The sequence below is a fragment of the Weissella soli genome, from assembly GCF_001761545.1.
Taxonomy (GTDB): domain Bacteria; phylum Bacillota; class Bacilli; order Lactobacillales; family Lactobacillaceae; genus Weissella; species Weissella soli.
In genome coordinates this window covers 1,194,067-1,218,504 of sequence record NZ_CP017326.1, presented here as the reverse complement: position 1 = coordinate 1,218,504, position 24,438 = coordinate 1,194,067, and the positions used below count along the sequence as shown (strand labels likewise).

Here is a 24,438-nt window from a genome sequence, read left to right as displayed (position 1 = left end):
AGGAGATAGGTATGAATTTGTTTTCAGAAGGTCTTTCGATACTAAACTTAGCACGTTTTCAATTTGCAATGACAACAATTTTCCACTTTTTCTTTGTGCCTTTGTCAATTGGGCTAGGGTTAATTGTTGCCATCATGGAAACATTCTATGTGGTAAAGAAGGACGAATTATATAAACGTATGACCATGTTTTGGGGCAAGATTTTCTTGCTTAGCTTCGCGGTCGGGGTTGTTACTGGTATTATTCAAGAATTCCAATTTGGAATGAATTGGTCCCGTTACTCTCGTTATGTCGGTGACATTTTTGGGCCTGCCTTAGCGATTGAAGCTTTAGTTGCGTTCTTTATGGAATCAACATTCCTGGGCTTGTGGATATTTGGTTGGGATCGTTTTTCAAAGAAGCTGCACTTAGCTTTTATTTGGATCACTTCAATTGGGTCAGCCTTTTCATCACTTTGGATTTTGGCCGCCAATTCATTTATGCAAAATCCGGTCGGGTTCAAGGTGGATCACAAATTTAACCGGTTTGTATTGGTTGATCTCCCAGCATTGTTGAAAAATCATCAACTGTGGATCGAATTTCCACACGTCTTCTTTAGTACTTTCATTGCGGGGAGTTTCGTCGTCATGGGAATGTCGGCGTTTGCTTTGCTCCGTAAGTACAAGGATGTTGAGTTCTTTAAAGCGTCAATTCGGATTGCCGCGGTTGTTGGGTTATTCGGAACACTAGGTCTTGGTTTCACCGGAGACCAACATGCCTACGCTGTGCAATTTGACCAACCCATGAAGTTTGCGGCCATGGAAGGTATCGAAAAGAAAATCGGTGGTAAGAACGAACAAGAGCCATGGTCGATTGTGTCATATACAAACCCAAAGACGCACAAAGTTGAGTGGTCTTTGGATATCCCATATGTTCTTTCTATTTTGGCGCACCATGATATCAAGGGTGAAAACGACGGTACTTCAGAAATTAACAAAGAATTGCATGCTAAGTATGACAAGAAGTTTGGTAAGAATATGAATTATTTCGTACCAGCAAATACTTTATTCTATGCATTCCGAGTGATGGCGGTGTCAGCTGGGGTCTTTGGGCTGATGGCAGTGGTTGCGCTTTGGTTTACACGTAAGAAGAGCAAGCTAGATTTGATGAATCCTAAACTACGCATTGTATTGTGGGTATACGGCGTTGCTACCTTCCTACCATTTGCAGCGATTACCGCTGGTTGGTTGATTACGGAGTTGGGTCGTTATCCATGGGTTGTTTATGGCGTATTAACAATTGCAGATGCAGTGTCACCAAATGTATCAACTACGTCATTGTTGATTTCAAATATCCTTTACTTTGCTACTTTTGCTACGCTGGGTGGCATTATGATTTTCCTTTCTCGGCGAGTCCTCCTGGCTTTCCCAAAGAGCGAAGAATCAACTGAGGAAAAGGCGTTGGTTGATCCATTTTCAGCCGAAGCATTCGATCAATCAAAGAAGGAGGATAAATAATGACTAACTTACAACTTTTATGGTTTGTGCTTGAAGCTGTCTTGTTCGCAGGATTTTTCTTCCTAGAAGGCTTTGACTTTGGGGTTGGTATGGCATTTAAGTCAGTGGCCAAGAATGAAGAAGATGTTGAAGCCTTATATCAGTCAATCGGTCCCCACTGGGATGGTAACGAGGTATGGTTGATTACAGCGGGTGGTGCCATGTTCGCGGCAATTCCATTCTGGTATGCTTCGTTGTTCTCAGGTTTCTATCTGGTGTTGCTATTTATTTTGATGGGCCTGATTTACCGTGGGGTGTCCTTTGAATTTCGTGAGCACATGTTGACTTCGAAGTATCGTAATTTGTGGACCACGGTGACGGCGGTAACCTCATTATTGTTGCCCTTCATGTTTGGGATCCTCTTCTCAGATGTTGTTAAGGGCATGCCAATTGATGCGGCTGGCGATGTGAGTGCCACATTCTTCGACTACATTAATCCATTTTCATTGATTGGTGGTATTGCATTAGCATTGTTATCATACTTACATGGGTTAAACTACTTGAAGTTGAAGATTGAAAAAAGTGCCATGCACGACACAGTTGAACGGCAAGTGAAAGTATTGTATCCCGTATTGTTAGTTGGTGAGGTCGCATTTGCGGTGGGCTTGTATTTCTACACGGACTTCTTCCAAACTAAATTCTTACTGACATTGGCCTTGTTGGCGCTCATTGTGGTCCTATCATTGATTGGATGGTTCGCCGCCCTCAAAGATAAACAGGTAACTGCATTTATCTCAGTCGGGTTGACAATCGTTTCATTGGTGACGCTCTTATTCGTTGGGTTGTTCCCACGGGTCATGGTCGCCAACAATCCAGTTCACAGTATTTTACTTAAAAATGCAACTTCGTCAGCCTATACATTAGGTTGGATGTCGATTATTGCATTAACAGTGGTCCCAATGGTTTTGGCTTATCAAATCTGGAGTTTCTGGGTATTTAGTAAGCGTATCAAAGTTGGTGAAGAACACTAAATTTGCAAAAAAAGCGAGGCAGCTCGCTTTTTTTGATACATATAGAATATATTAAAAGGAATAAAATATTATGTTGGATAAACGTATTTTTAAATTTTCAGGGGCGCGGCAAGTCTTGGTCTGGTTGACCCTGCTGGCTGGTATCCAGGGATTCGCCATTATTGGTCAAGGACGTTTTTTGAGCCGGACGATTGTTGCATTATGGCAGGGTAAACCCTTTGCAACTATCACTAATCTCATCATTATTTTTGCTTTGGCATATGTCGTACGTCAGTTGATGACGGTGGCCAAAGAATATGTACTCACGCCGTTTGCTGACCGCGTCACGCAACAACTACAACAGGCGTTGCTGACAAAATATACCACTCTTGGACCACAAGTCATTGCGAGCGAGGGAACTGGTAAGTCGGTGACCTTGCTATTAGAAGGTCTTACTAAGGTCCATGATTATATCAGTTTGGTCTTAATTAAGACGGTGGATATGATGGTGATTCCATGGATTATTTTGGCCTATCTCTATACGATTCACTGGGAGCAGGCTACCTTTCTATTGTTTATTTATCCAGTGATTGTCTTATTCATGATTATTTTGGGGTTAGCAGCACAAGGTAAGGCTGATCGTGAATACGAAACGTTTAATCAGCTTTCCAATCACTTTATTGATTCAATGCGTGGTTTGACAACCTTAAAACAATTAGGATTATCCAAAAAATATGCTGATAATATTTTTGAGGTGAGTGAGCAGCATCGTGTCGCGGTCGTCAATACTTTAAAAATTGCGATTCTATCGACTTTTGCGCTAGACTTTTTTACAACGTTATCAATTGCCATTGTCGCCGTGTTCTTAGGTTTATCATTATTAGATGGCCAAATTAGTTTATTACCGGCCCTAACGATGTTAGTGTTAGCACCCGAGTATTTTTTGCCAATTCGTAATTTTGCCAATGATTACCATGCGACACTGAATGGTAAAAATTCATTGGCCGATATCTTAAATTTATTGGACCAAACAACGATTGCTCCCACGAGTCAGATTGCTTTACCAGCGGGTTGGCAGCAACAGGACCAGTTGACGTTGCAGGATGTCAATTTCACGTATGGAAATGCAGCCCACGCCACATTGGCAGATATTAATCTTAGCGTTAAGGGCTACCAAAAAGTAGCATTAATTGGGGAATCTGGTTCCGGCAAGTCAACGTTGTTGAACTTACTGGGAGGCTTTAATGTTGGTTCAGGATCAATTCAAATTAATCAAGCGCCCGTGGCTCATTTGCGAGACCAAGGGTGGCAAATCAATGTCATGACATTACCGCAAAAACCGTATATTTTTCATGCGACATTGCGGGATAACCTTTGTTTCTATTCACAAACTGCCACCGACGACCAATTAGTGCAAGCCCTGCAAACGGTGGGCCTAATGACGTGGTTTGAACAATTGCCAAGCCGGTTAGATACGATCATCGGTGAAGGAGCTTTGCAAGTCTCTGGTGGCCAGGCGCAACGTTTAGGCTTAGCGCGCATTTTATTGGATGACCAACGGCGCATTTTACTCCTAGATGAACCAACGGCACATCTAGATATTGAAACGGAAGCCTTGCTTAAGGAGAAAATGTTACCATTGTTTGAGCATAAATTAGTGTTCTTTGCCACGCATCGGTTGCATTGGTTGAAACAAATGGACTGGATTGTGGTGATGCGCCAAGGGAAGATTGTTGAACAAGGCACTTTAAGTGACTTGTATGCCCACGATAGTTACTTTGTTGAATTAGAGAAAGCCATGCGAGGTGTGACGGATGCAAAATCTTAAAAAGTTAATCCGAACTGACTCCTGGGTCATTCCGTACCTCAAAACCTATAAAGGGTTACTGGCACTCATCGTGTTCCTAGGCTTCATGACGGTTTTTAGCGGCGGGGCATTGATGTTTACATCAGGATTTTTAATTTCAAGATCAGCCCAACGGCCGGAAAATATCTTGATGGTATACGTGCCCATCGTGTTGACCCGTGCGTTTGGTATTGGGCGCCCTAGTTTTCGCTATGCTGAACGGCTGGTCTCACATAACTGGGTACTACGGATTGTCTCAAAATTCCGTAAGCGGCTCTTTCAATTAGTTGAGGCCAATACCAAGTCAATCTATGCCAAGACGCAGACCGGCGATATGTTGAATGTTTTGGCTAATGACTTAGATAAGATTGAAAACTTTTATCTAAGACTCGTTTTTCCGACGATCATTGGCTTTGTCCTATACCTGTTCATTACAGTTGGCGTGGGCATTTTCAATCCTTTTGTCGGTCTTTATTTATTAATTTTAATTGGCATGATTACCGTGCTAGCTCCCCTAGTTACCCTGGCTGTTAACGGTGCCAGAGACTACCAAAAAAAGCAACTTGAGGCCAACATGTATACCCGAGTTACTGATGCGGTCATGGGGCTGGAAGACTGGATTTTAGCAGGACGGACGGCAGAGCTGATCGCCCAAGAAAAGCAACATTTAAGTGATATTTGGATGCTGACACGACGGCAGAAACATTTTACTTGGTGGCGGACTTTCTTAAGTGAACTTGTGATTGGTCTAGCGGCGCTATTGCTGTTGTGGTTTGCAGATGTCCGGTTTGGCGATACGTCATTTGGCGTGAATTGGGTGGCTGCCTTTGCTTTAGCCATTTTCCCCATGAGTGATGCCTTCATAAGTATTGCTACTGGTGCAGAGGAATTGCCACGTTATCAAGATTCCATTGAACGGTTAAATCACTATTCAACTGACGCGGTTCAGGTTGCAGAGCCAGTTCAGCAGCCAACCTTAACCCAATATGATATCCAGATAAACGCGTTGAGCTTTGCTTATGAAGATGATCAAAATGTGTTAACCAATATTTCATTAGCGATTCCAGCCCAGCAGAAGTTGGCAATTCTGGGCCAATCTGGTGCGGGTAAGACAACTTTACTCAAGCTCTTGTTAGGGGATGAAATACCGCAAGCAGGGTCTATTTCAATTGGTGGTGTGTCGCCGGCAGCATTGTTGGCTAATCGTGCACGGTATCTAGCTGTTTTGGATCAACATCCATACCTTTTTGCTAGTTCGGTCGCAAATAACCTACGGTTAGGCAATTTACAAGCCACGGATGAAGAATTATGGACAGCATTGCGAAAAGTACGCTTAACGCATCTGGTTGAAAGCTTACCTGAGGGTTTGAATACACCAATGACAGAAATGGGTCAACGCTTTTCAGGTGGTGAACAACAACGGTTTGCCTTAGCCCGAATCTTACTGCAAGATGCCCCAATCGTTATTCTGGATGAGCCCACGGTTGGGCTTGATCCGATTACAGAACGGGCGGTGTTAGAAATTATTTTTGAAGTGCTTGCAGAAAAAACAGTGATTTGGGTCACACATCACTTAACAGGAATTGAATTAGTTGATAAGATTATATTTATCGAAAATCAAACGATTATGTTATCTGGTACTTTAGCTGAGTTAATGAATTCATCTGCACGATTTAACGGACTACTAGAAATGGATCATGGTGCATTAATTCAAGAATAGGAGAAACGCAATGGCCAAGCAACGGCGCAAAAAAAACCTGACCGTTTTTTTCAAGCGCCTGAAGAAGTGGCGGCCATTGCGTTTCTTTGTCTATCGTGGCAAGTTACGGCGGGGAAGGTTTATAATTACAGTAGTGTTAGTACTGGGATTAGCTAGCTATCTGAGTGATATCAAAGTCAATCCGACATCCCAAGCAACTAATACGCCGACTAGTTTGGCACTGAATAAACTCACGCGTGAGCAGTTTATCCAGCGGCTTGCACCTGAAGCACAATCAATTCAACAACGCTATCATCTCCGGGCGTCCATTTCAATTGCTCAAGCAGCTTTGGAATCTGATTGGGGTCGTTCAGAATTAGCCTTTCGCTACAATAATTTCTTTGGCGTGAAGGCAGCTGTGGGGATGCGCAGTGTGACTTTGCCTACAAAGGAATATGTGAACGGACAATGGATCACAGTGGATGCTAATTTTCGGGTGTATGATGATTTTCAAGCATCAATGGTCGATCACGCAATTTTACTGACCAATGGGACGACCGACAAACCGCAGCGTTATCAGACGGTGATTTACGCTGATTCAGTTGAAACAGCCGTCGCCGGCTTGGTGAGTGGTGGTTATGCCACTGACCCGGACTATGCTAAGAAGTTATTAAATATTATTGCGGTATACAAACTTGAGCAATACGACAAATAGGAAAAGAAAAATATGAGTTTAGAATTATTACCAGGCAGTGTTATTGGAATTTTAGGTGATCGTAGTAGTAGTCACTATTTGATTCAGACTGCTCACAACTTGGGCTATACCGTAGCCACATATACCGATAAAATTGAGCCAATCACGCCAAGTGAGGCGGATTATCAATTTCATGGTGCTGATGAGTGGGCAACTTTTGTTGGCATTTCGAGTGTCATTACCTACGCGAATACATGGCTGACTTTAGAGATGATCCAAAAAATAGCTGACTTGTCGTTGCCACAAGGGATCAATTTGTTGGAAATGACCGATGATCATGCCATTTCAAGAGCCTTCTTAGAAGCCAGCAGTGTCAACATTTTGCCATATGCATTAGCTACTTCATTAGAAGAGATTTCGATCAATGCGCATCAGTTAGGTTATCCGGTGGTTGTGAAGCCGATTTTTAAACATGGGCCCCATTCATCGCGGGTGATCTTGCGTGGCGAATATGATTTAGGCCTGGTTGCACCATTGATTGATGGGGGCACCATCCTAGTCGAGAGTTGGCTAGATGATGTAACCGAGTTAATCGTCACTGCGGTGCGCGATGCCCAGGGTGAAGTTGTGATTTATCCCATCAATTATCGCAAATCAGTCGATCAGCTCGCGCCGGTGCTGTGGTCTAGTACGGACCAATTATCGGCAGATGTGGTCGAGGCAGTCAATGATACCGTCGCGCAAATTGGTCAAAATATTGCGTCTGTCGGCGCTTATACCGTCGCTTTTTTGTATAGCGATACCGGTAATCTTTATGTGCGGGATGTCTTGGCAGGCTTGGATGATAACACGGTGCTCTATTCGACAACCGCGAATATTTCAGTTTATGAAAATCATCTGCGGGCGCTAGTGGGGCAGGCTTTAGCGCCAGTCCGTGAAGTCCAACAAGCCATTCTATTGCCATTCAATAGTGCACAAATTGACAAGATTCAAAACCACTGGCACATCAAACCTGAGTGGCGTGTCTTTTATCACCCAGGAAACCAATCAGGGTATGTGGTAAGCAGTGGTCGTTCAATGGATGAGCTATGGAATCAATTATTGATAGCCGGTGTTTGGGACATCTCAACGTTGCAACCCTAACTAAATTCTCATCCTTTTCCCCTTGACTTTAATTGCAAATAAACCTATAGTTTTAACATTGAATTTATTTAGGGTCGTTAACGTGTTTTGCCACAGACTCAAAAAAATAAAGCCTGTCATGGGTTTTACTTTTTGACGACGCCTTCTATCTTTTTAGAAGCGTCGTTTTTCATTTTTATGGGTATTTCGTAATAATGGATGCACTTATTCTGGCAGCATAGTGACGATAGAAACTATTTGAAATTCTGAATATTTTAAGGAGTTTTTTGTCTTATGTTAGAGCGTTTTTTTAAGTTGTCAGAGAACCATACGACAGCGCGTACGGAAGTCATTGCTGGGCTAACAACCTTCGTTGCAATGGCTTACATTATCTTCCTCAACCCAGCCGTGCTATCGATGACGGGAATGCCTTCACAAGGGGTCTTCCTAGCAACGATCTTGACGGCGGTCATTGGTACGTTGATTATGGGGTTGTTTGCTAATTTGCCATATGCATTAGCACCTTCAATTGGTATGCAAGCGATGTTCACTTACACGATTGTTTTTGGACTTGGCTTTACATGGCAACAAGCCTTGGGAATGGTTTTCTTGGTTGGCTTGGTTGATGTCATTATCACTTTGACTAAGGTGCGTTCAATGATTGTGAAGGGGATTCCTGATCAATTGAAGCATGCCATTGCAGCGGGTATCGGATTGTTCATTGCTTATATCGGTTTGAAAAATGCCGGTTTCTTGAATTTTTTGATTGATCCAGACAACATCATCTCATTGAATAACCAAGCCTTTCATGGGCAAGGGGCCGCAAAGATTTCAAGTATGGTTGGTAATGGTGGGGTAACACCTGAAATTGCAACTTTCAACACACCAGCTGTTGTCTTGGCTTTGATTAGTCTCGTTATCTTGGTCTTGTTGGTGGTTTTCCAAGTGCGGGGTGCTTTCTTGATTGCCGTCATCGCGACAACGTTGATTGGGATTCCCATGGGAGTGACAAGCACGCATATTGAGTGGAGTTCATCATTCAATGCCATGTTTACTGATTTTGGTCAGATTTTTGGGCAAGCCTTGGGTAAGGATGGCCTGTGGTCAATGTTTACCACACCTAAGAATATCCTGGTCGTGATTTTGACAGTCTTCTCAATGGGACTTTCAGGCTTGTTTGATGCCATTGGTACATTTATTGGTACTGGTTTGACCACTGGTATTTTCTCAGAAGCTGATCAAAAAGAGTTTTATGAAGGTAAGGGCTTTAAGTCAAAGATGGATCGTGGTTTGGTTGCAGATACTTTCGCAACGATGTTTGCTGGTATCTTGGGTACTTCAAACACAACCACGTTTATCGAATCGGCCTCAGGAATCAAGGCCGGTGGTCGTACTGGATTAACTTCAGTTGTGGTTGCGCTAGGGTTCTTAGTTTCAATCATCTTTGCACCATTTGTGAATGTCATTCCATCTGCCGCTACCGCACCGATTTTGGTTATTGTAGGTATCATGATGATGGGTGAATTTAAGCAAATTAACTGGGATGACATTGAAATTGCGATTCCAGCATTCTTTACTTCAGCCTTCATGGCGTTTTCATACTCAATTTCGTATGGTATCGCAGCTGGCTTTATCTTCTTCATTGTCATTAAGGCCGCTAAGCGGAAATTTAATGAGATCAGTCCAATTCTTTGGGTAGTGACATTGTTCTTCTTGTTGAACTTTATCATTTTAGCCATCGGTTAATTAAATATAAGCATGACGTGTACACGACTTTGGTGTACACGTTTTTTTGTGTTGAAAGACTGCTGTCGATAACGTGTGGCTGCAATTACGATCGATGTGCAGCCCATCATCACCATGGCAACGTCTATTAAAACAGCGCGTATTTATTTTGGACATTAATGATTGACAGCGCATTCTTTTGTTTGGAGGTGTGTGATGGCAGTCGTAAAACAATTTGATGAGTTGGTTAAAATTTGTGTTGCAGCGAATGCGAGCGATTTGTATGTATTACCTACGCAATTAGGCTTTGTTGTCAGGTATGTCGCGGGGACAAAATTACATCATTTAAAAGATGTGTCACTCCAGGAAGGGAATCACTTAATCCAGCATGTCAAGTATCGTAGTGAGATGGATATCTCCGATGCACGACGACCACAGTTAGGAAGGATGCGGTATGTGATCGACCAACGCGTTGTGCATTGTCGGATCTCATCTGTTGGTGACTTTTTAAATCGACAGTCCTTAGTCGTTCGTTTTATTTATGAAGCACAAGATATTACACTCAGATGGACTGACGAAGGGGCCGTGGAACGGTTTTACCAAACGGTCATTTCACATAATGGGTTGATCTTGTTAAGCGGAGCGATGGGGTCTGGTAAGACAACAACAATGTACTATGTCGCGCAAAAAGTTGCGCATCATAAATTTGTGTTGACCATTGAAGATCCAGTAGAGATTGCGACTGATCGATTTCTACAATTGCAAGTGAATGATTTTGCAGGTATGTCCTATGCCAGTCTGTTAAAACTAGCACTGCGACATCACCCAGATATCATGATTGTGGGTGAAATCCGTGATGCAGATACGGCGCGCATTGTGGTTGAGGCGGCCTTGAGCGGTCACCTCATTATCAGTACCGTGCATGCCACCTCAATGGTGGGGATTTGGTATCGTATGTTGTCGTTTGGGATTGATCCGGAGGTATTGAAACATGTCTTGTCCGGGATCGGTAACCAATCAATCCGGGCAGATGACGCGGGTAGTTTAGTAGATTTTCGGTTTCTAACAAAAGTAGCGATTGAGGAGATGATTGATCGTGTGGAAGCGTAAACGGTGGTCACGAAGAATACAAGTGCAGTTTTTTGAAACATTAGGTGATTTAATTGATAGTGGTTATGGCCTGAAGGAAGCGTTAGCGGTACTAGAAAAAATTGTGCCAAAGCAGCAAGGCGATATTCAAGCCATCTCAGTACAGCTTAACCAGGGAAGTACAATGGCTAGTGCCATACAGCCATATGTCTCAAAAGTTATTTTGATGCAACTGAGCTTGGTTCAATTGCATGGTAATTTAAAAGGGGTCTTGAGCGAAATTGGTAAGCATGAATATGAACGGTCACAACAGATTCAACAATGCCAAGGCCTATTGGTTTATCCAGCCATTTTACTAACCATGGTGGTTGGCATGGGCATCTTTATGGCGCGTTTTTTGATGCCACAAATGGTTTCTTTAACGGGAGAGCCAACCGTCAAACACCACCTGTCCACCATGGAAATGGGTGTCATTGTACTTGGGGCCAGTGTAAGTGTCGTCATTATTGGGTTAGCGATACGCTACATGGTCAGGTTGAGCGTTTTTGAACGGTTTTTGTGGCTGATGAAAATTCCAGGTATTAGTCGCGGCCTACAAAGTCTCATGGGGTATTACATCTGTTTGCACCTAGGGTTGTTGTTACAGTCTGGGGTAAGTATGTCTACAGTTGTTCAAAGATTAGCTGGTATCAATCAGCGCACCCTCGTGGGCAACCTAGCGAGCAAGGCGCAAAATGCCTTAGAAGGTGGTCATGATGTCTGTGGTTTTGTCCGTAACATGCCATTATTGCCGAATGAATGCGAAGTCTTGTTTCAGGTAGGCAAACCGCAAGAAGCGGTTGGCCGTGATATGGAACGGTTATCACGGCATAAATTAGATGAATTTAACCGACTGGTGCAGCGTGGCTTAACGATGATTCAACCGGTGGCGTTTTGTATTATTGGTGGATTAGTGATTTATATGTACGCAAAGATGTTGTTACCGATGTATAGCAGTATGGGGAAAGTTGAATCATGGTAAAAAATAAACTAAAAGATTTTAAAACGTTGAATGTGCGTGCGGGTTTCACATTGATTGAAATCATGACTTCTATTTTCATTATCGGGTTGATCTTATTGCTAGTTGTGCCGAACGTCTCGAAAATAAAAGAAGTCGCTAATGAAAATCAAGCCGAGGCCATGGTGCATACTGTCCAGGCACAGGCCGATATGTATGCTTCGGAACATCCAGATGATGTGACATACAATATCTTTAATCTAGAGCAAGCCGGCTACTTGTCAGCCGTGCAGTATCAGCGTTGTATTACGTTGAAGATCTCAGTTGATGCGCAGGGCAAGGCGTATGTGCGTAAGTCATAGCCAGCGTCCAGGTTTCACTTTGATTGAATCAGTCCCGGTATTAGGGATTATGGGTAGCTTGTTAACAACGGTGGCTTATTTTCCATTGCCGGTTAATCGGGATCATTGGGATGAATTTCGTGCGAGTTTCAATCAAGCCATTGATGAACAGATTTTGTATAATACAAAAGACATCGAAGGACTCATCGATGGGGGCACTTCTGATCGCACGCTGACGGTGAATGGTGTCCAAGTTAGGTTGCCGGCTAACTGGCATTATTACAAGAATGCAGTGGGCTATCATCATCACAAAATTCATCCAGGAACGATTTATTTAAAAGATGAGGTGGGACATGGTAAGCAAATTGTATTTCAATTCGGTTGGAGCGAGTACACCATCAAATAAACGAGCGGGCTTCGTATTGTTAGATGCAATTGTCGCAATGTTGATTGTGGCTTCGGGCACGGGTTTATTTGTCGGAGGATTTGCTCATGACATGGAGCGTCAAGCAACACTGCGTCAAGATTTGGAGAACCAACGGAAGGACTATGATGCCACAAAAAGCGCCTATTTGGCATGGCAAGAAGCCCACTAGGCAAGAGGCATTCACATTAATTGAAACGCTAGCAGCAATTTTTGTGATCAGTCTAGTCACGTTGACAGTGGGCATGGGGATGCGATTGATGAAGGTGCATGCGATGCATATGGCAGATCAGGCTTTTCAAATTAGAGTGGATCAATTAGCTGCTGATTTTGAACTGAAAATGACAGATTACCATCTTGTCGGAATTCAGAATAGCAAGCCATATGACTGGCTGTTTTTTGTTAATCAAGCGGGAGAAAAATATTACTTAACGGGTAAAACACCGTCAAAAACATTATATGTCAGTACGCCAAATGGCGGTTATATGGCTATCTTTGTGGGTGCGGAGGCTTTTCACATTACAAAATTAGACGACGACCATTTTCAGATGGTTGTCCAGGCACCACAAAATGGTTTACTACGAGGAAAGGCATATGCAAGAAAAATTTCGTTGGCAGCGGAGCGGTAGCGCGGCGATTTCTGCGATGCTGGCCATGATCACGTTTTCGTTAATCTATCTCAGTTGGATCAATCAAGAGAATCAGCGTGCCAAAATCATTCAAAGTGAAATCAGATACTATGCCTTTCGTGAACGGTTGCTGCAACAAAAAATGGCGGGAAAAGAGTGAGAAAATGTTAGATTTGTGCTATCGTGAAACATGAAAATACGATGGAAATTAGGATCTTAATCATGTATGAAGAAATTACAACTGCCACCAATCAGTTGCAACAAGCAATTAAATTGATTGCCGCAGAATTAGATATCTCGACCATTGAAGCTACGATCATCCTATTTTCGGTCATGTTAGATCAAGAGGATGTTGATTTTGCGAGTTTGTCTGGTGAGATGCAAGGTCAGATTCACGCGCTCATTGCTGCCAGTGCGTTTCAAGACCTGGCAGTAGCCTCAAAAAGGCAAGTCTTACAGTTTCTCTTAGTATCAGTTATGCAAACTGACGGGTTGCCAGCAAACTACCAAGTCACACCAGATGCGATCGGCATGTGGGTCGGATATATTGCTGAACAATTTGCGATAGGGCACGATCGTGTACGGCTGACAGATGTTGCCATCGGTAGCGGCAACCTTGTGGCTACCGTGTCGCAAGTATTGGCAACGGCCGCGATCACGACGACGGTAATTGGTTATGATAACGATGATACCTTATTGACAGTAGCGAGTGGTCTAGCGGCCTTACTTGGGTATGACTGGCAATTAGAACTCGGTGATGCGGTGGCATTGACCGCCCAAAGCACCACAGATTTGTTAATTAGCGATTTGCCAGTTGGCTATTATCCTAAGGACGAAGTAGCGCATTATCAAGTCAATGCTGCACCTGAGAAAACCTTTGCGCACCATCTTCTGATTGAACAGGGGATGCGTCAATTGATCCCAGGCGGATTAGGAATTTTTGTGGCCCCAGCTAACCTATTTGAAAGCGATCAGGCTAAGCAATTGCTCGGATATCTACAGTCTGATGAAGTCTACCTTCAAGGGATGCTGCGTTTTCCAGATAAGCTGTTTGTTGATCCAGCAGTCGCTAAAGTCTTGCTGATTTTGCAACGTGCTGGGGCGCAGGCAACCCAAGCAGAACCGGTGATGTTAGGGCAAATTCCTGAGGTGGCGAATAAAGCAGCAAACGCACAATTCATTAGTGAATTTTCAACATGGATGCAAGACAATCATCTGAAGATGCCCCAGGATTGATGCCTTAGGTTGCGCAAATAGTTCAGAAACTAGAAATCGTGATAGAATAGACTATAATTTGGTTCATACAGGCGCCGGTGCATCCGCAAATGTATTTTGCCACAAATTGAAGGAGATTTAGGAAACATGGCTAAAACAATGGCAATCAACGCAGGTTCTTCATCATTGAAGTTCCAACTTATCGAAATGCCTGAAGAGACGGTAATTGCGAAGGGACAAATCGAACGCATCGGTTTGCCAGATTCAATTTTCACATTGAAGTTCAATGGCGAAAAGTTTGAAACTATCGTTAATATTGCCGATCATGAAGTAGGCATTAACTACATGTTGGAACAAATGAAGGAACACAACGTGATTGCAGACTTGCATGAAATTACAGGTGTTGGTCACCGTGTCGTCGCGGGTGGTGAGTTCTTTAACCATTCAGTTATTGTCGACGATGAAGTGCTAAACAAGATTGATCGCTTGGCAGCTTATGCACCATTGCACAATCCAGCTAACGCTACTGGAATTCGCGCATTCAAGAAATTGTTGCCAGATGCCCTATCAGTTGCGGTCTTTGACACCGCCTTCCATCAAACAATGCCTGAGGTTAACTACCTTTACCCATTGCCATACCAATATTACACGCGTTATGGTGCCCGTAAGTATGGGGCTCATGGCACATCACATCGCTATGTAGCCCAACGCGCTGCTGAACTGATGGGTAAGCCATTGGAAGAATTGAAGCTAATCACATTGCACTTGGGTGCCGGTGCTTCAATTACGGCCATCAAGGATGGTAAGTCATTAGATACGTCAATGGGCTTCACGCCATTGGCAGGTGTGATGATGTCAACCCGTGTCGGTGATGTTGATCCTTCTTTGATTTATTACATTCAAGAGAAGGAAAACTTGTCAAATGAAGAAATGCTAGATATCTTGAACAAGAAGTCAGGTATGCTAGGGATTTCAACTTTGTCACCAGATATGCGTGATTTGTTGGCCGTTGAAGATACTAATAAACATGCTAAATTGGCCGTTGAAATGTGGGAAAACCGCGTGTTACGCTACATCGGTCAATACATTGTTGAACTTGGTGGCGTCGATGCCATTGTCTTCACGGCCGGAATTGGTGAAAATTCAGATCCGCAACGTGAGCATATTATTGAAAAGCTAAACTTCATGGGTATTAAGATGGATGCTGAAGCCAATAAGGTTCGTGGTGAGGAAACTGAATTGTCTACCCCCGATTCAACGGCGAAGGTTTTCTTGATTCCAACGGATGAAGAATTGATGATTGCTCGTGATGTGGAGTCATTGAAGAATAATTAATCGTAAAGCGAATGCCTAGGTCATCTTGATGACCTAGGCATTTCTGCGTTTTGGATGCCATCATTTTTCTGGTAGAATAGTAATGATGGTCATATTTTTGACAAGCAGTTTAATATATAAAATAAGTCATCGACTAGAAAGGAGTCTTTATGAATTATATAACAGCAATCGTGGACGTCCCAACGATGCAAACCAATCAGCCATATACCTATCGCGTGCCAGAAAAATTCACCGATTTAATCTCACCAGGGATGCGGATTGTGGTTCCTTTTGGAAAAGGTAATCGGCGGATTCAAGGTTTTGTCACGGCTGTGTTAGACACATTACCAACGAACGTTGATGTGACTAAAGTCAAAGCCGTGGATGATATTATTGAACTTGAACCGGTGCTTAATACTGAATTGTTGGCACTCGGGCAATGGCTGGCAACCGAAAATTTTTCCTTTCAAATTTCGGTTTTTCAAACAATGCTCCCAAATGTGATGCGGGCAAAATATACGAAAACGCTGCAACTAGTTGATCAAACAGCGGTCACGGATGAACGCGTGCAACAGTTATTTGCAGATCGCTTTGAAGTACCATTTGCCGTTGATGAGATTGATGAGGAATTATTGCCGGTCTTAAAACGCTACCAAATGAGTAAAGCCATTCAGGTTGGTTATCATGTCGAAAATCAGGCTCGTGTGAAAACTGCCCCGGTCATTGAGGTTTTAGCAGAAGCATCGTTTTATGAGGCACTGCGACAACAATTGCCAGCAACGGCAAAAAAGAAAGCGCGTATCCTCACCTTTTTGATGCAACAAGCACAGGGCAAAGTGTTATTAGCACGGGCTGTTATGCAACAGCTTCATGTGACATCGGCTGATTTAAATACGGCGGCTGCGGCCGGTTGGCTACGACGCGATGAAATTGAAACCTATCGATTACCACAGCTTAGTCAGCCCGTGGCACGAACAGAACCTTTGACGCTCAATGCTGAACAACAGTTGGCTTATGATAAAATTGCGACCACGTTGACGCGTGCGGGTACGGACACTTTCTTGCTAGAAGGCATTACCGGTTCTGGTAAAACTGAAGTTTATTTACATGCCATTGCTGAGACAATTTCACAAGGTAAAACAGCCATGATGCTCGTTCCTGAAATTACGCTCACACCGCAAATGGTGCGACGGGTACAGGGACGCTTTGGTGATACTGTGGCGGTGATGCATTCAGGTTTGTCCGATGGTGAGCGTTATGATGAGTGGCGGCGCGTGGAGCGTGATGAAGTGAACGTGGTGGTGGGTGCCCGGTCGGCGGTCTTTGCACCTTTAAAGAATATCGGGTTGATTATCATCGATGAAGAGCATGAAGCCACCTATAAACAAGATGAAAATCCGCGTTATCATGCGCGTGATGTGGCGCTGTGGCGCGCCCGTTATCATGGCGCGACCGTTGTATTAGGTTCTGCCACACCATCACTTGAAAGTCGGGCCCGGGCACAACGGGGTGTCTATGAGTTATTACGGTTAACCAAGCGCGCCCAACATAATCCTTTGCCAGAGGCAGTGGTGGTTGATATGCGTGAAGTCATGCAAAATTCTGGCGAAGAAAATTTTTCACCACTGCTCGTGGAAAAATTAAAAGATCGGTTAGACCGTCATGAACAGACCGTGTTAATGCTAAATCGCCGCGGTTATGCTAATTTTATGATGTGTCGCGACTGTGGATATGTACCGCGTTGTAAAAACTGTGATTTGGCGTTAACTGTTCACAAGGAGACGGGCCGTCTTGAATGTCATTATTGTGGTTATAATGAAATAATTCCGCAAGTTTGTGCAAATTGTGGCTCACGGCGGATCAGTCCATATGGTACCGGTACTGAAAAAATTGAAGAACTCTTGCAGGATATCGTCCCAGATGCCCGGGTGATTCGCATGGATGTGGATACATCTCGCAAAAAAGGTGCTACTGATAAAATGCTGCAAAGCTTCGGTGATAAAGAAGCCGATATTCTTTTAGGAACGCAGATGATTGCCAAGGGTCTTGATTTCCCTGACGTGACGTTGGTTGGGGTACTAAACGCCGACACAACGTTGGGCTTACCCGATTACCGCGCCAGCGAAAAGACATTTCAACTCCTGACCCAAGTAGCTGGGCGGGCTGGGCGGGCTGATAAAGCGGGAGAAGTCGTTATTCAAACCTTTAATCCTGATCATTATGCCATTCAGCTTGCTCGGGAACAAAATTATGAAGCATTTTATCAAACGGAAATGCAACTACGACACGCCTGGAATTATGCGCCATATTTTTATGCCATTCAGTTAAAATTTGCTAATGAGACGGAAGCTGAAGCGGCTAAAGTCGCATATGCAACCGTGAAATGGTTGCAAAATAAAATCGCACCTGAGACGGTGATTTTGGGACCATCGAGTGGGGCGGTACGCCGTTTGAAAAATAAGTATTATTATCGAGTATTGATTAAATTTAAACATGATGAAGGTTTAGAACAGGCTTTGTTGGAGCTCGCAGAGGGCGCGCAAAGGTTAGCTAAACATGGCACGATGTTGTCGATTGATCGTGATCCAGTTAATTTCATTTAACGGTGAGTTAACTCACCATACATATCAATTAAAGTGAGGAAAACAACATGACTACAAAAATTGTCTTTATGGGCACCCCAGGGTTCTCAGTAGGGATTTTACAAGCGCTGATCGATGACCCAGCGTATGATGTGATGGCGGTTTTAACTCAACCAGATCGACCAGTTGGTCGAAAGCGGGTGCTGACACCGTCACCGGTTAAAGCAGCTGCCGTGGCAGCAAATATTAAAGTCTTACAACCGGAGAAGTTGTCTGGTTCGCCGGAGATGGCTGAAATTATTGCGCTGGCACCAGAGATCATGATCACTGCCGCCTACGGTCAATTTTTACCAACCAAACTCTTACATGCTGCCAAGATTGGTGCGATTAATGTGCACGCTTCGTTACTTCCAAAGTATCGGGGCGGTGCTCCTATTCATTACGCAGTGATGAATGGTGACGCTGAAACTGGAGTATCTATTATGTATATGGTTAAGGAAATGGATGCGGGTGATGTTCTATCAGTCGCTAAGCTACCTATTTTGGATACCGATAATACAGGGACGTTATTTGATAAGCTATCAATACTTGGCCGCGATTTGTTGATGGCTACTTTGCCAAGTCTCATTGATGGCACCAATGTAGCGACACCGCAAGATCCAAATGAAGTGACCTTCTCACCAACGATTAAACCAGAAGAAGAAGTGCTTGATTGGTCAAAGTCAGCACGCCAAGTTTGGAATCACATTCGGGGTCTTTATCCGATGCCAATCGCCCATACGACGATCAATGGGATCCGGACAAAAATTCAACAGGCGCACCTCGTAGAAGATGTAACTTTTAAAGTTTTACCAGGTACGGTCGTCAAGAAAGATAAACATGCACTTTGGATTGCAGCGGGGGATGGCCATGCCGTGGCGATTGATGAAATTCAACCAGCTGGAAAACCAAAGATGGCAATCACAGCCTATTTAAATGGACACGCGCAGTTTGTAGAGGGAGATCAGGTAATTACACATGAGTAAAGGTAAGAGTAACGTCATCGCAGGCTGGGAACAAAAGAATCCGCGTGCCTTAGCCGTACGCGCACTTGAAAAAATTCAAAATGGTGCCTATTCAAATCTGCAATTAAATCAAATTATTAAACAATCACAATTAGAAGAACGTGATATTCATTTGATGACAACGATGACTTATGGTGTGATTCAGCATCGGTTAACCTTAGAATACTGGTTGCACCCTTTTGTGGCTGATTGGAAAAAATTGGATGCTTGGGTCAAAGAATTACTTTACATCTCACTTTTTCAGATGGAATACTTGGATAAAGTGCCCAATCATGCCATTTTTGATGAAGCGATTGCCATTGCTAAACGGCGAGGACATGACGGCACACGTAAGTTTGTGACGGGTGTTCTTCATGCGATTGATCGTCAAGGTGTCCGGGCGATTGATGATATCACTGATCCTGTCCAACGCTTATCGATTGCAGCTTCTTTACCTGTCTGGTTAATCGAAGAGTTGACCGCCGAGTTAGGGGTCGAAAAAGCTACTGCGATTGCAGGGGCGATTAATGAAGCACCAGCTCAATCAGCTCGGGTGAATTTGGCAGTGACAACGGTCGCTGCAGCAACAACCGCATTAGAGGCGGAGGGCTTCACGGTGACGCCTTCAAAGGTTGTACCTGAGGCACTGTTATTGCATGGTGGTCATGTAGCCTCATCACAGGCTTTTCAGGATGGTTTGGTGACTCTTCAAGATGAATCTGCTATGTTGATGGCGCCTAGCCTACAAATCGAACCGGGGCATCACGTATTAGATGCGGCGGCTGCTCCTGGTGGGAAAACGACGCAAATTGCGACCTATCTTGATGCAACAGTGGGTGGGCGTGTCGAAGCACTTGATATCCATGATCACAAGATCCAGTTAATTAATCAAAATGCGGAACGTTTGCACGTAGCTGACCGAATTTCAGCACGTAATTTAGATGCACGTCAAGTTGATGAAGCTTTCGCCGACGAATTTTTTGATCGCATTCTAGTGGATGCACCATGTTCAGGGTTTGGCTTGCTGCGACGTAAGCCTGAAATTCGCTATGATAAGACCATGGCAGACAGTCTCAGTCTACAAAAAATTCAATTAGGCATCTTAGATTCAGTAGCTGACAAGTTGAAAGTTGGCGGTCGTCTAGTTTACGGGACATGCACGATTCTCAGTGCAGAAAATGAGGATGTTGTCCATCAATTTGTCACGACACATCCTGAATTTGAACTTGTACCGACTGAAACAGCCTATGAGCTGAATGCGCTTGATGAAGAGGGAATGTTGCATATGTATCCAGATGATTACGATTCTGATGGTTTTTTCATTGCAACATTGGTGAAAAAAGCAACGAAATAAGGCATAATAGAAATAATTGAAAAAATTCTCTTTGAAAGGACTTTCTATGAAACTCGCTTTTTCCACAGATAAAGGCACCCGACGAGCCGATAATCAAGACTACGTCGATGTTTTTGTAAATAAAAACGGTCTACAACTTGCGATTGTAGCAGATGGTGTCGGTGGCCAAAATGCTGGGGATGTCGCTGCGACAATGGCGGTTTCACACATTGGAAATGACTGGGAGACCTCAACGCTGCAAGGTGTAGCTGAGGTCAAGGAATGGATTTATGCTCATACGCAACGTGAGAATGAATTGATTTTAACCGCGGCTAAGCGTTATAAAACCCTCCAAGGTATGGCGACAACACTAGTGATAGCTGTTGTTTTGCCAAACCAAGTTGTCGTCGCCAATTTGGGTGATTCACGAGCGTATATGTTACGTAATGCGCAGATTGTGCAACTGACGCAAGATCATAATCTTGCTAGTGAATTGCTCCGTCGTGGGGCGATTACGCCGACGGAAGCGGCCGAACATCCAGGCCGGAATCTAGTGACACGTCAACTAGGTGTGAATGAAGAAGCTGACCCTGAGATACATGATTTTAAGGTTGAAACGGGTGACCTATTGATGCTAACCACTGACGGGCTTGGTAAAGTGCTGTCAGATGCTGAGATTATTAATACGATTCATGAGGCTGATAGTATTTCTGATGCTGTTGCCGGCTTAATTTCAAAAGCAAATGCAAAAGGTAGTCCCGATAATATTACGGTATTGCTTGGCTATCAAGACGGAAAGGAGCTCTAATAGATGCGTATTAACGAAATTATTGGAGATCGCTATAAGATCATAGAACCCCTTGGTGAAGGTGGCATGGCGAATGTCTACCGCGCGCATGATTTGATTTTAGGTCGAGATGTGACGATCAAAATGTTACGGCTCGATTTGCGTGATAATCCCACGGTGCGACACCGATTTGAAAATGAAATTGCAGCAACGGCTGAATTAAATCATGCCAATATCATTCAAGTCTATGATTATGGTGAAGACGAAGCGATGCAATACTTAGTTACTGAGTATATTGAAGGTACCGATCTTAAGCGCTACATCGCGATGCGTAAACCAATTCCAGTCACCCGTGTCGTGGATATTTATGATGGTATTTTAGCGGGCGTGGAAGAAGCCCACGCGCATGATATTATCCATCGCGATTTGAAACCACAAAATGTGTTGATCGACGTCCAGGGGAATCCCAAAATTACTGATTTCGGGATTGCGACTGGCCAAAGTGAAGCAGGTATGACGGCCACCAACACCGCGATTGGCTCAGTGCACTACATGTCACCTGAACAAGTTAAGGGTGAGGGGGCGACCAATCGCAGCGATATCTATGCCTTAGGGGTCATGTTATATGAAATGTTGACCGGGGTGGTGCCATTTGATGCTGATGATGCGGTCGCCATTGCGGTGAAGCATGCACGCGCACCGATTCCTTATGTACGCGACTTTGACCCACGGATCCCACAGGCATTGGAAAACGTGATTTTACGGGCAATGCAGAAGAATCCGATGGATCGTTATGCAAATGTGACCGAAATGCGGCGTGATTTGAGTACTGTTTTGGCACCAGAGCGAATTAATGAAACACGGTTTGGCGTCGAAAAAATCAAAACCATTGTCGATAATAGTGCCACCCGTGTCTTGCCAATTACTGACCAAAATGACAGTGTCGCTCCTGAAGTAGCAAAACAACGCCAAACGTATTTGGTGGCCGTGACTGGGAAAGAGACTAACGGGCGTAAGGCAGCTGGCTTGCGTGAGGATTATATCAATGTTTTGATGCCCGATACTAAAGAGCGTCAGCGGTTTATCTTAAAACAGGATTTATGGTCGACCGTCAAGAAGGCTAAAGAAGCCAAAATCACAGTTGAAGATGGTGTGGTTGTGGCCTTTGAAATGGTGAAACCAGCCAAGTCTAAGTGGCGCTTCTTGGTATATGCCATTGGCTTATTGGTGACGCTAGCGGTTGTCTTGGCCGCGATGAATTATATTATTCCAGATAAAGTGACCATTGCCGAGTTGAATGGTAAAAGCTTGGCACAAGTTAAAACTACTTTGAAGGAAAATGATTTAAAAGTTGGTAACGTCAAATATGTCTACTCAAAGAAGGTAGATAAAGGCAAGGTTATTACAACTAATCCAAAGAAGGGTGCGCAAGTCAATGAAGGCACTGCGGTCAACATCGAAGTGTCTAAGGGGGCTAAGCATGTCCGTTTTGGTGAATATGAGAACGAAAAGTACTCACTAGTGGCGGCCACCCTGCGTGCAAAGGGTTACACTGTTCAACAAGAGAAGGTTAATAGTGATTTGGTGCCGGTTGGCTACATCGTTTCACAAGATATTGATGCTGAGAAAAAGGTTGTACCAAGTGATACAACGGTAACTTTCAAGGTCTCAAAGGGTGAAAAGCAAATTACGGTACCTGACTTTAGTGATATGACTAAGGCCGAGGCACAGGCCAAGGCCGATGCACTTGATTTGACGGTTTACTTTAATGAGATCACTTCGGATTCAGTAGACTACGGTAAGGTCATTAACCAAAGTGTGGTGCCTGGTCAAAAGATTAGTCAAAGTGAAACGGTCAATATCAATATTTCAGATTCAGTGGCAACAAAAAACTTTGTTGGTTCTACATACAAGAGCGTCTTGGCCTGGGCTAAGAAGTATGGCATTACCGTGCAACAAACTTCAGATCTTGATTCCCTGCAACCAAAGGGGACAGTTACGGATCAAAGTCCAACTGCAGGTGAGCGAGTTTCAAAGGGCGGTACCATTACGGTATCTGTCTCAACGGGCACAAAAACGTCATCTTCTTCAAGCAGTTCCAGTTCATCTTCAGCAGAATCTTCGACTAGTTCTAATTAAGGAGTGTACATGGCAGAATATCATGGACAAATCCACTTGGCTTTAGCTGGCTTTTATGATGTGTTAGCTGAGGACGGTGTATTGTATCGGACACGTGCTCGTGGGAATTTTCGTAAGCGCGATATGAAACCATTAGTTGGTGATTGGGTGATTTTTAGTGCTGAAACACAACACGAAGGTTACATCCTCGATATCGATGAGCGTAAAAATAGTTTGGTCCGTCCACCGGTAGCTAATGTCGACCAAGCAATCTTGGTGACTGCGGTTAAGATGCCTGATTTTTCAGATAACTTGCTGGATCGTCAATTAGTGACGCTTGAAGAGGATCAGATTGAACCAGTCATCTACTTTACTAAAACAGATTTACTTTCGCCTAGTGAGTTAGCACACTTAGAAGAAGTTGCTGCTGGCTACCGGGCCGCCGGCTATGATGTGATTGTGCCTGAAAAGGCTTTTGATGATGCGAGTTTGGCCGAAGTTGCGGCCACTTTTGCGGGTAAACTATCGGTCTTCATGGGGCAAACCGGGGCTGGGAAATCAACTTTGTTGAATCATATTGCGCCAGAATTGAATCTTAAAACAGGTGAAGTGTCACAAGCTTTGAGTCGGGGCCGGCATACAACACGTCAAGTTGGCTTGTTAGCACTGGCAGATGGTCTGGTGGCTGATACACCAGGGTTTTCATCCTTTGAGGTGTTTAACATGGGGGCCCGTGATTTGACCCACTACTTCCGTGATTTTAATCAATTCTCGCCAAAATGTCGTTTCCGCGGTTGTGTTCATTTGAACGAGCCCGGGTGCGCGGTGAAAGAAGCCGTTGAAAATGGTGATATCATGGCCTCACGTTATACCAACTATCAATTATTTTATGATTTGATAGAGGGTCGGCGTCCGGTATATAATAAACATGACAAGAAACACTAATCGTGCTTTCTGTGTTATGAAAGCTCGCTGGGTTTTCTCAGCGGGCTTTT

The 24,438-nt window shown here is 43.9% G+C and carries 22 protein-coding genes; all 22 read left to right on the top strand.

Features of this window, described 5'->3' with window-relative positions:
- Nucleotides 1-11 precede the first annotated feature (11 nt).
- The 22 genes from WSWS_RS05795 (at nt 12) to rsgA (ending at nt 24,388) form a co-directional block, all read left to right on the top strand.
- Nucleotides 12-1,496 carry a cytochrome ubiquinol oxidase subunit I gene (locus WSWS_RS05795; protein WP_070230396.1) on the top strand — a complete coding sequence of 495 codons (1,485 nt, stop codon included), beginning with the start codon at nt 12-14 and terminating at the stop codon, nt 1,494-1,496.
- On the top strand, nt 1,496-2,506 hold the full coding sequence (gene cydB / locus WSWS_RS05790; protein ID WP_070230395.1) for a cytochrome d ubiquinol oxidase subunit II: 1,011 nt from the start codon (nt 1,496-1,498) through the stop codon (nt 2,504-2,506). The genes WSWS_RS05795 and cydB overlap by 1 nt, the downstream gene beginning before the upstream one ends.
- Before the next feature lie 70 nt (nt 2,507-2,576).
- Nucleotides 2,577-4,313 (top strand): thiol reductant ABC exporter subunit CydD, encoded by a 1,737-nt coding sequence (cydD, locus tag WSWS_RS05785; protein ID WP_070230394.1) that lies wholly within the window; start codon nt 2,577-2,579, stop codon nt 4,311-4,313.
- Complete coding sequence (gene cydC, locus WSWS_RS05780) at nt 4,300-6,051, top strand: thiol reductant ABC exporter subunit CydC (RefSeq protein ID WP_070230393.1); 1,752 nt, start codon at nt 4,300-4,302, stop codon at nt 6,049-6,051. Before cydD ends, cydC begins: the two co-directional genes overlap by 14 nt.
- 10 nt (nt 6,052-6,061) lie before the next feature.
- Nucleotides 6,062-6,745 (top strand): glycoside hydrolase family 73 protein, encoded by a 684-nt coding sequence (locus WSWS_RS05775; RefSeq protein WP_070230392.1) that lies wholly within the window; start codon nt 6,062-6,064, stop codon nt 6,743-6,745.
- 12 nt (nt 6,746-6,757) lie between these two features.
- On the top strand, nt 6,758-7,867 hold the full coding sequence (locus WSWS_RS05770; protein ID WP_070230391.1) for an ATP-grasp domain-containing protein: 1,110 nt from the start codon (nt 6,758-6,760) through the stop codon (nt 7,865-7,867).
- A gap of 273 nt (nt 7,868-8,140) precedes the next feature.
- Entirely contained in the window at nt 8,141-9,592 is a 1,452-nt protein-coding gene (locus tag WSWS_RS05765) for an NCS2 family permease (RefSeq protein WP_070230390.1), read from the top strand.
- Between the two features lie 195 nt (nt 9,593-9,787).
- Nucleotides 9,788-10,681, top strand: a complete 894-nt coding sequence (gene comGA, locus WSWS_RS05760) for a competence type IV pilus ATPase ComGA (RefSeq protein WP_070230389.1) — start codon at nt 9,788-9,790, stop codon at nt 10,679-10,681.
- Nucleotides 10,668-11,681, top strand: a complete 1,014-nt coding sequence (locus WSWS_RS05755) for a type II secretion system F family protein (RefSeq protein WP_070230388.1) — start codon at nt 10,668-10,670, stop codon at nt 11,679-11,681. Before comGA ends, WSWS_RS05755 begins: the two co-directional genes overlap by 14 nt.
- Nucleotides 11,675-12,019, top strand: a complete 345-nt coding sequence (locus tag WSWS_RS05750) for a prepilin-type N-terminal cleavage/methylation domain-containing protein (RefSeq protein ID WP_070230387.1) — start codon at nt 11,675-11,677, stop codon at nt 12,017-12,019. Before WSWS_RS05755 ends, WSWS_RS05750 begins: the two co-directional genes overlap by 7 nt.
- Nucleotides 12,020-12,038: 19 nt before the next feature.
- On the top strand, nt 12,039-12,404 hold the full coding sequence (locus WSWS_RS05745; RefSeq protein WP_123773682.1) for a hypothetical protein: 366 nt from the start codon (nt 12,039-12,041) through the stop codon (nt 12,402-12,404).
- On the top strand, nt 12,352-12,594 hold the full coding sequence (locus WSWS_RS08195) for a hypothetical protein (protein ID WP_164699451.1): 243 nt from the start codon (nt 12,352-12,354) through the stop codon (nt 12,592-12,594). Before WSWS_RS05745 ends, WSWS_RS08195 begins: the two co-directional genes overlap by 53 nt.
- Nucleotides 12,551-13,051: a prepilin-type N-terminal cleavage/methylation domain-containing protein gene (locus tag WSWS_RS05740; protein WP_164699450.1), complete on the top strand. Its 501-nt coding sequence runs from the start codon at nt 12,551-12,553 to the stop codon at nt 13,049-13,051. The genes WSWS_RS08195 and WSWS_RS05740 overlap by 44 nt, the downstream gene beginning before the upstream one ends.
- Complete coding sequence (locus WSWS_RS05735) at nt 13,017-13,211, top strand: hypothetical protein (RefSeq protein ID WP_070230384.1); 195 nt, start codon at nt 13,017-13,019, stop codon at nt 13,209-13,211. The genes WSWS_RS05740 and WSWS_RS05735 overlap by 35 nt, the downstream gene beginning before the upstream one ends.
- Before the next feature lie 62 nt (nt 13,212-13,273).
- Nucleotides 13,274-14,287, top strand: a complete 1,014-nt coding sequence (locus WSWS_RS05730; RefSeq protein WP_070230383.1) for a class I SAM-dependent methyltransferase — start codon at nt 13,274-13,276, stop codon at nt 14,285-14,287.
- 126 nt (nt 14,288-14,413) lie between these two features.
- A complete protein-coding gene (locus WSWS_RS05725; protein WP_070230382.1) occupies nt 14,414-15,601 on the top strand; it encodes an acetate/propionate family kinase in 1,188 nt (395 codons plus the stop codon).
- 149 nt (nt 15,602-15,750) lie between these two features.
- Nucleotides 15,751-18,183, top strand: a complete 2,433-nt coding sequence (gene priA / locus WSWS_RS05720) for a primosomal protein N' (protein ID WP_070230381.1) — start codon at nt 15,751-15,753, stop codon at nt 18,181-18,183.
- 47 nt (nt 18,184-18,230) lie between these two features.
- Nucleotides 18,231-19,187, top strand: coding sequence for a methionyl-tRNA formyltransferase (fmt, locus tag WSWS_RS05715; protein ID WP_070230380.1), 957 nt, complete (start codon nt 18,231-18,233; stop codon nt 19,185-19,187).
- Nucleotides 19,180-20,559 carry a 16S rRNA (cytosine(967)-C(5))-methyltransferase RsmB gene (rsmB, locus tag WSWS_RS05710; protein ID WP_070230379.1) on the top strand — a complete coding sequence of 460 codons (1,380 nt, stop codon included), beginning with the start codon at nt 19,180-19,182 and terminating at the stop codon, nt 20,557-20,559. The genes fmt and rsmB overlap by 8 nt, the downstream gene beginning before the upstream one ends.
- A 46-nt stretch (nt 20,560-20,605) precedes the next feature.
- Nucleotides 20,606-21,346: a Stp1/IreP family PP2C-type Ser/Thr phosphatase gene (locus WSWS_RS05705; protein ID WP_070230378.1), complete on the top strand. Its 741-nt coding sequence runs from the start codon at nt 20,606-20,608 to the stop codon at nt 21,344-21,346.
- Between the two features lie 3 nt (nt 21,347-21,349).
- Complete coding sequence (gene pknB, locus WSWS_RS05700) at nt 21,350-23,464, top strand: Stk1 family PASTA domain-containing Ser/Thr kinase (RefSeq protein ID WP_070230377.1); 2,115 nt, start codon at nt 21,350-21,352, stop codon at nt 23,462-23,464.
- A gap of 9 nt (nt 23,465-23,473) precedes the next feature.
- Complete coding sequence (gene rsgA / locus WSWS_RS05695) at nt 23,474-24,388, top strand: ribosome small subunit-dependent GTPase A (RefSeq protein WP_070230376.1); 915 nt, start codon at nt 23,474-23,476, stop codon at nt 24,386-24,388.
- Nucleotides 24,389-24,438: the final 50 nt, after the last annotated feature.

Bases quoted from the DNA above. Each gene is read 5' to 3' on its own strand.
- WSWS_RS05795 (WP_070230396.1), top strand. From the start codon at position 12: ATGAATTTGTTTTCAGAAGGTCTTTCGATACTAAACTTAGCACGTTTT.
- cydB (WP_070230395.1), top strand. From the start codon at position 1,496: ATGACTAACTTACAACTTTTATGGTTTGTGCTTGAAGCTGTCTTGTTC.
- cydD (WP_070230394.1), top strand. From the start codon at position 2,577: ATGTTGGATAAACGTATTTTTAAATTTTCAGGGGCGCGGCAAGTCTTG.
- cydC (WP_070230393.1), top strand. From the start codon at position 4,300: ATGCAAAATCTTAAAAAGTTAATCCGAACTGACTCCTGGGTCATTCCG.
- WSWS_RS05775 (WP_070230392.1), top strand. From the start codon at position 6,062: ATGGCCAAGCAACGGCGCAAAAAAAACCTGACCGTTTTTTTCAAGCGC.
- WSWS_RS05770 (WP_070230391.1), top strand. From the start codon at position 6,758: ATGAGTTTAGAATTATTACCAGGCAGTGTTATTGGAATTTTAGGTGAT.
- WSWS_RS05765 (WP_070230390.1), top strand. From the start codon at position 8,141: ATGTTAGAGCGTTTTTTTAAGTTGTCAGAGAACCATACGACAGCGCGT.
- comGA (WP_070230389.1), top strand. From the start codon at position 9,788: ATGGCAGTCGTAAAACAATTTGATGAGTTGGTTAAAATTTGTGTTGCA.
- WSWS_RS05750 (WP_070230387.1), top strand. From the start codon at position 11,675: ATGGTAAAAAATAAACTAAAAGATTTTAAAACGTTGAATGTGCGTGCG.
- WSWS_RS08195 (WP_164699451.1), top strand. From the start codon at position 12,352: ATGGTAAGCAAATTGTATTTCAATTCGGTTGGAGCGAGTACACCATCA.
- WSWS_RS05740 (WP_164699450.1), top strand. From the start codon at position 12,551: ATGCCACAAAAAGCGCCTATTTGGCATGGCAAGAAGCCCACTAGGCAA.
- WSWS_RS05735 (WP_070230384.1), top strand. From the start codon at position 13,017: ATGCAAGAAAAATTTCGTTGGCAGCGGAGCGGTAGCGCGGCGATTTCT.
- WSWS_RS05730 (WP_070230383.1), top strand. From the start codon at position 13,274: ATGTATGAAGAAATTACAACTGCCACCAATCAGTTGCAACAAGCAATT.
- WSWS_RS05725 (WP_070230382.1), top strand. From the start codon at position 14,414: ATGGCTAAAACAATGGCAATCAACGCAGGTTCTTCATCATTGAAGTTC.
- priA (WP_070230381.1), top strand. From the start codon at position 15,751: ATGAATTATATAACAGCAATCGTGGACGTCCCAACGATGCAAACCAAT.
- fmt (WP_070230380.1), top strand. From the start codon at position 18,231: ATGACTACAAAAATTGTCTTTATGGGCACCCCAGGGTTCTCAGTAGGG.
- rsmB (WP_070230379.1), top strand. From the start codon at position 19,180: ATGAGTAAAGGTAAGAGTAACGTCATCGCAGGCTGGGAACAAAAGAAT.
- WSWS_RS05705 (WP_070230378.1), top strand. From the start codon at position 20,606: ATGAAACTCGCTTTTTCCACAGATAAAGGCACCCGACGAGCCGATAAT.
- pknB (WP_070230377.1), top strand. From the start codon at position 21,350: ATGCGTATTAACGAAATTATTGGAGATCGCTATAAGATCATAGAACCC.
- rsgA (WP_070230376.1), top strand. From the start codon at position 23,474: ATGGCAGAATATCATGGACAAATCCACTTGGCTTTAGCTGGCTTTTAT.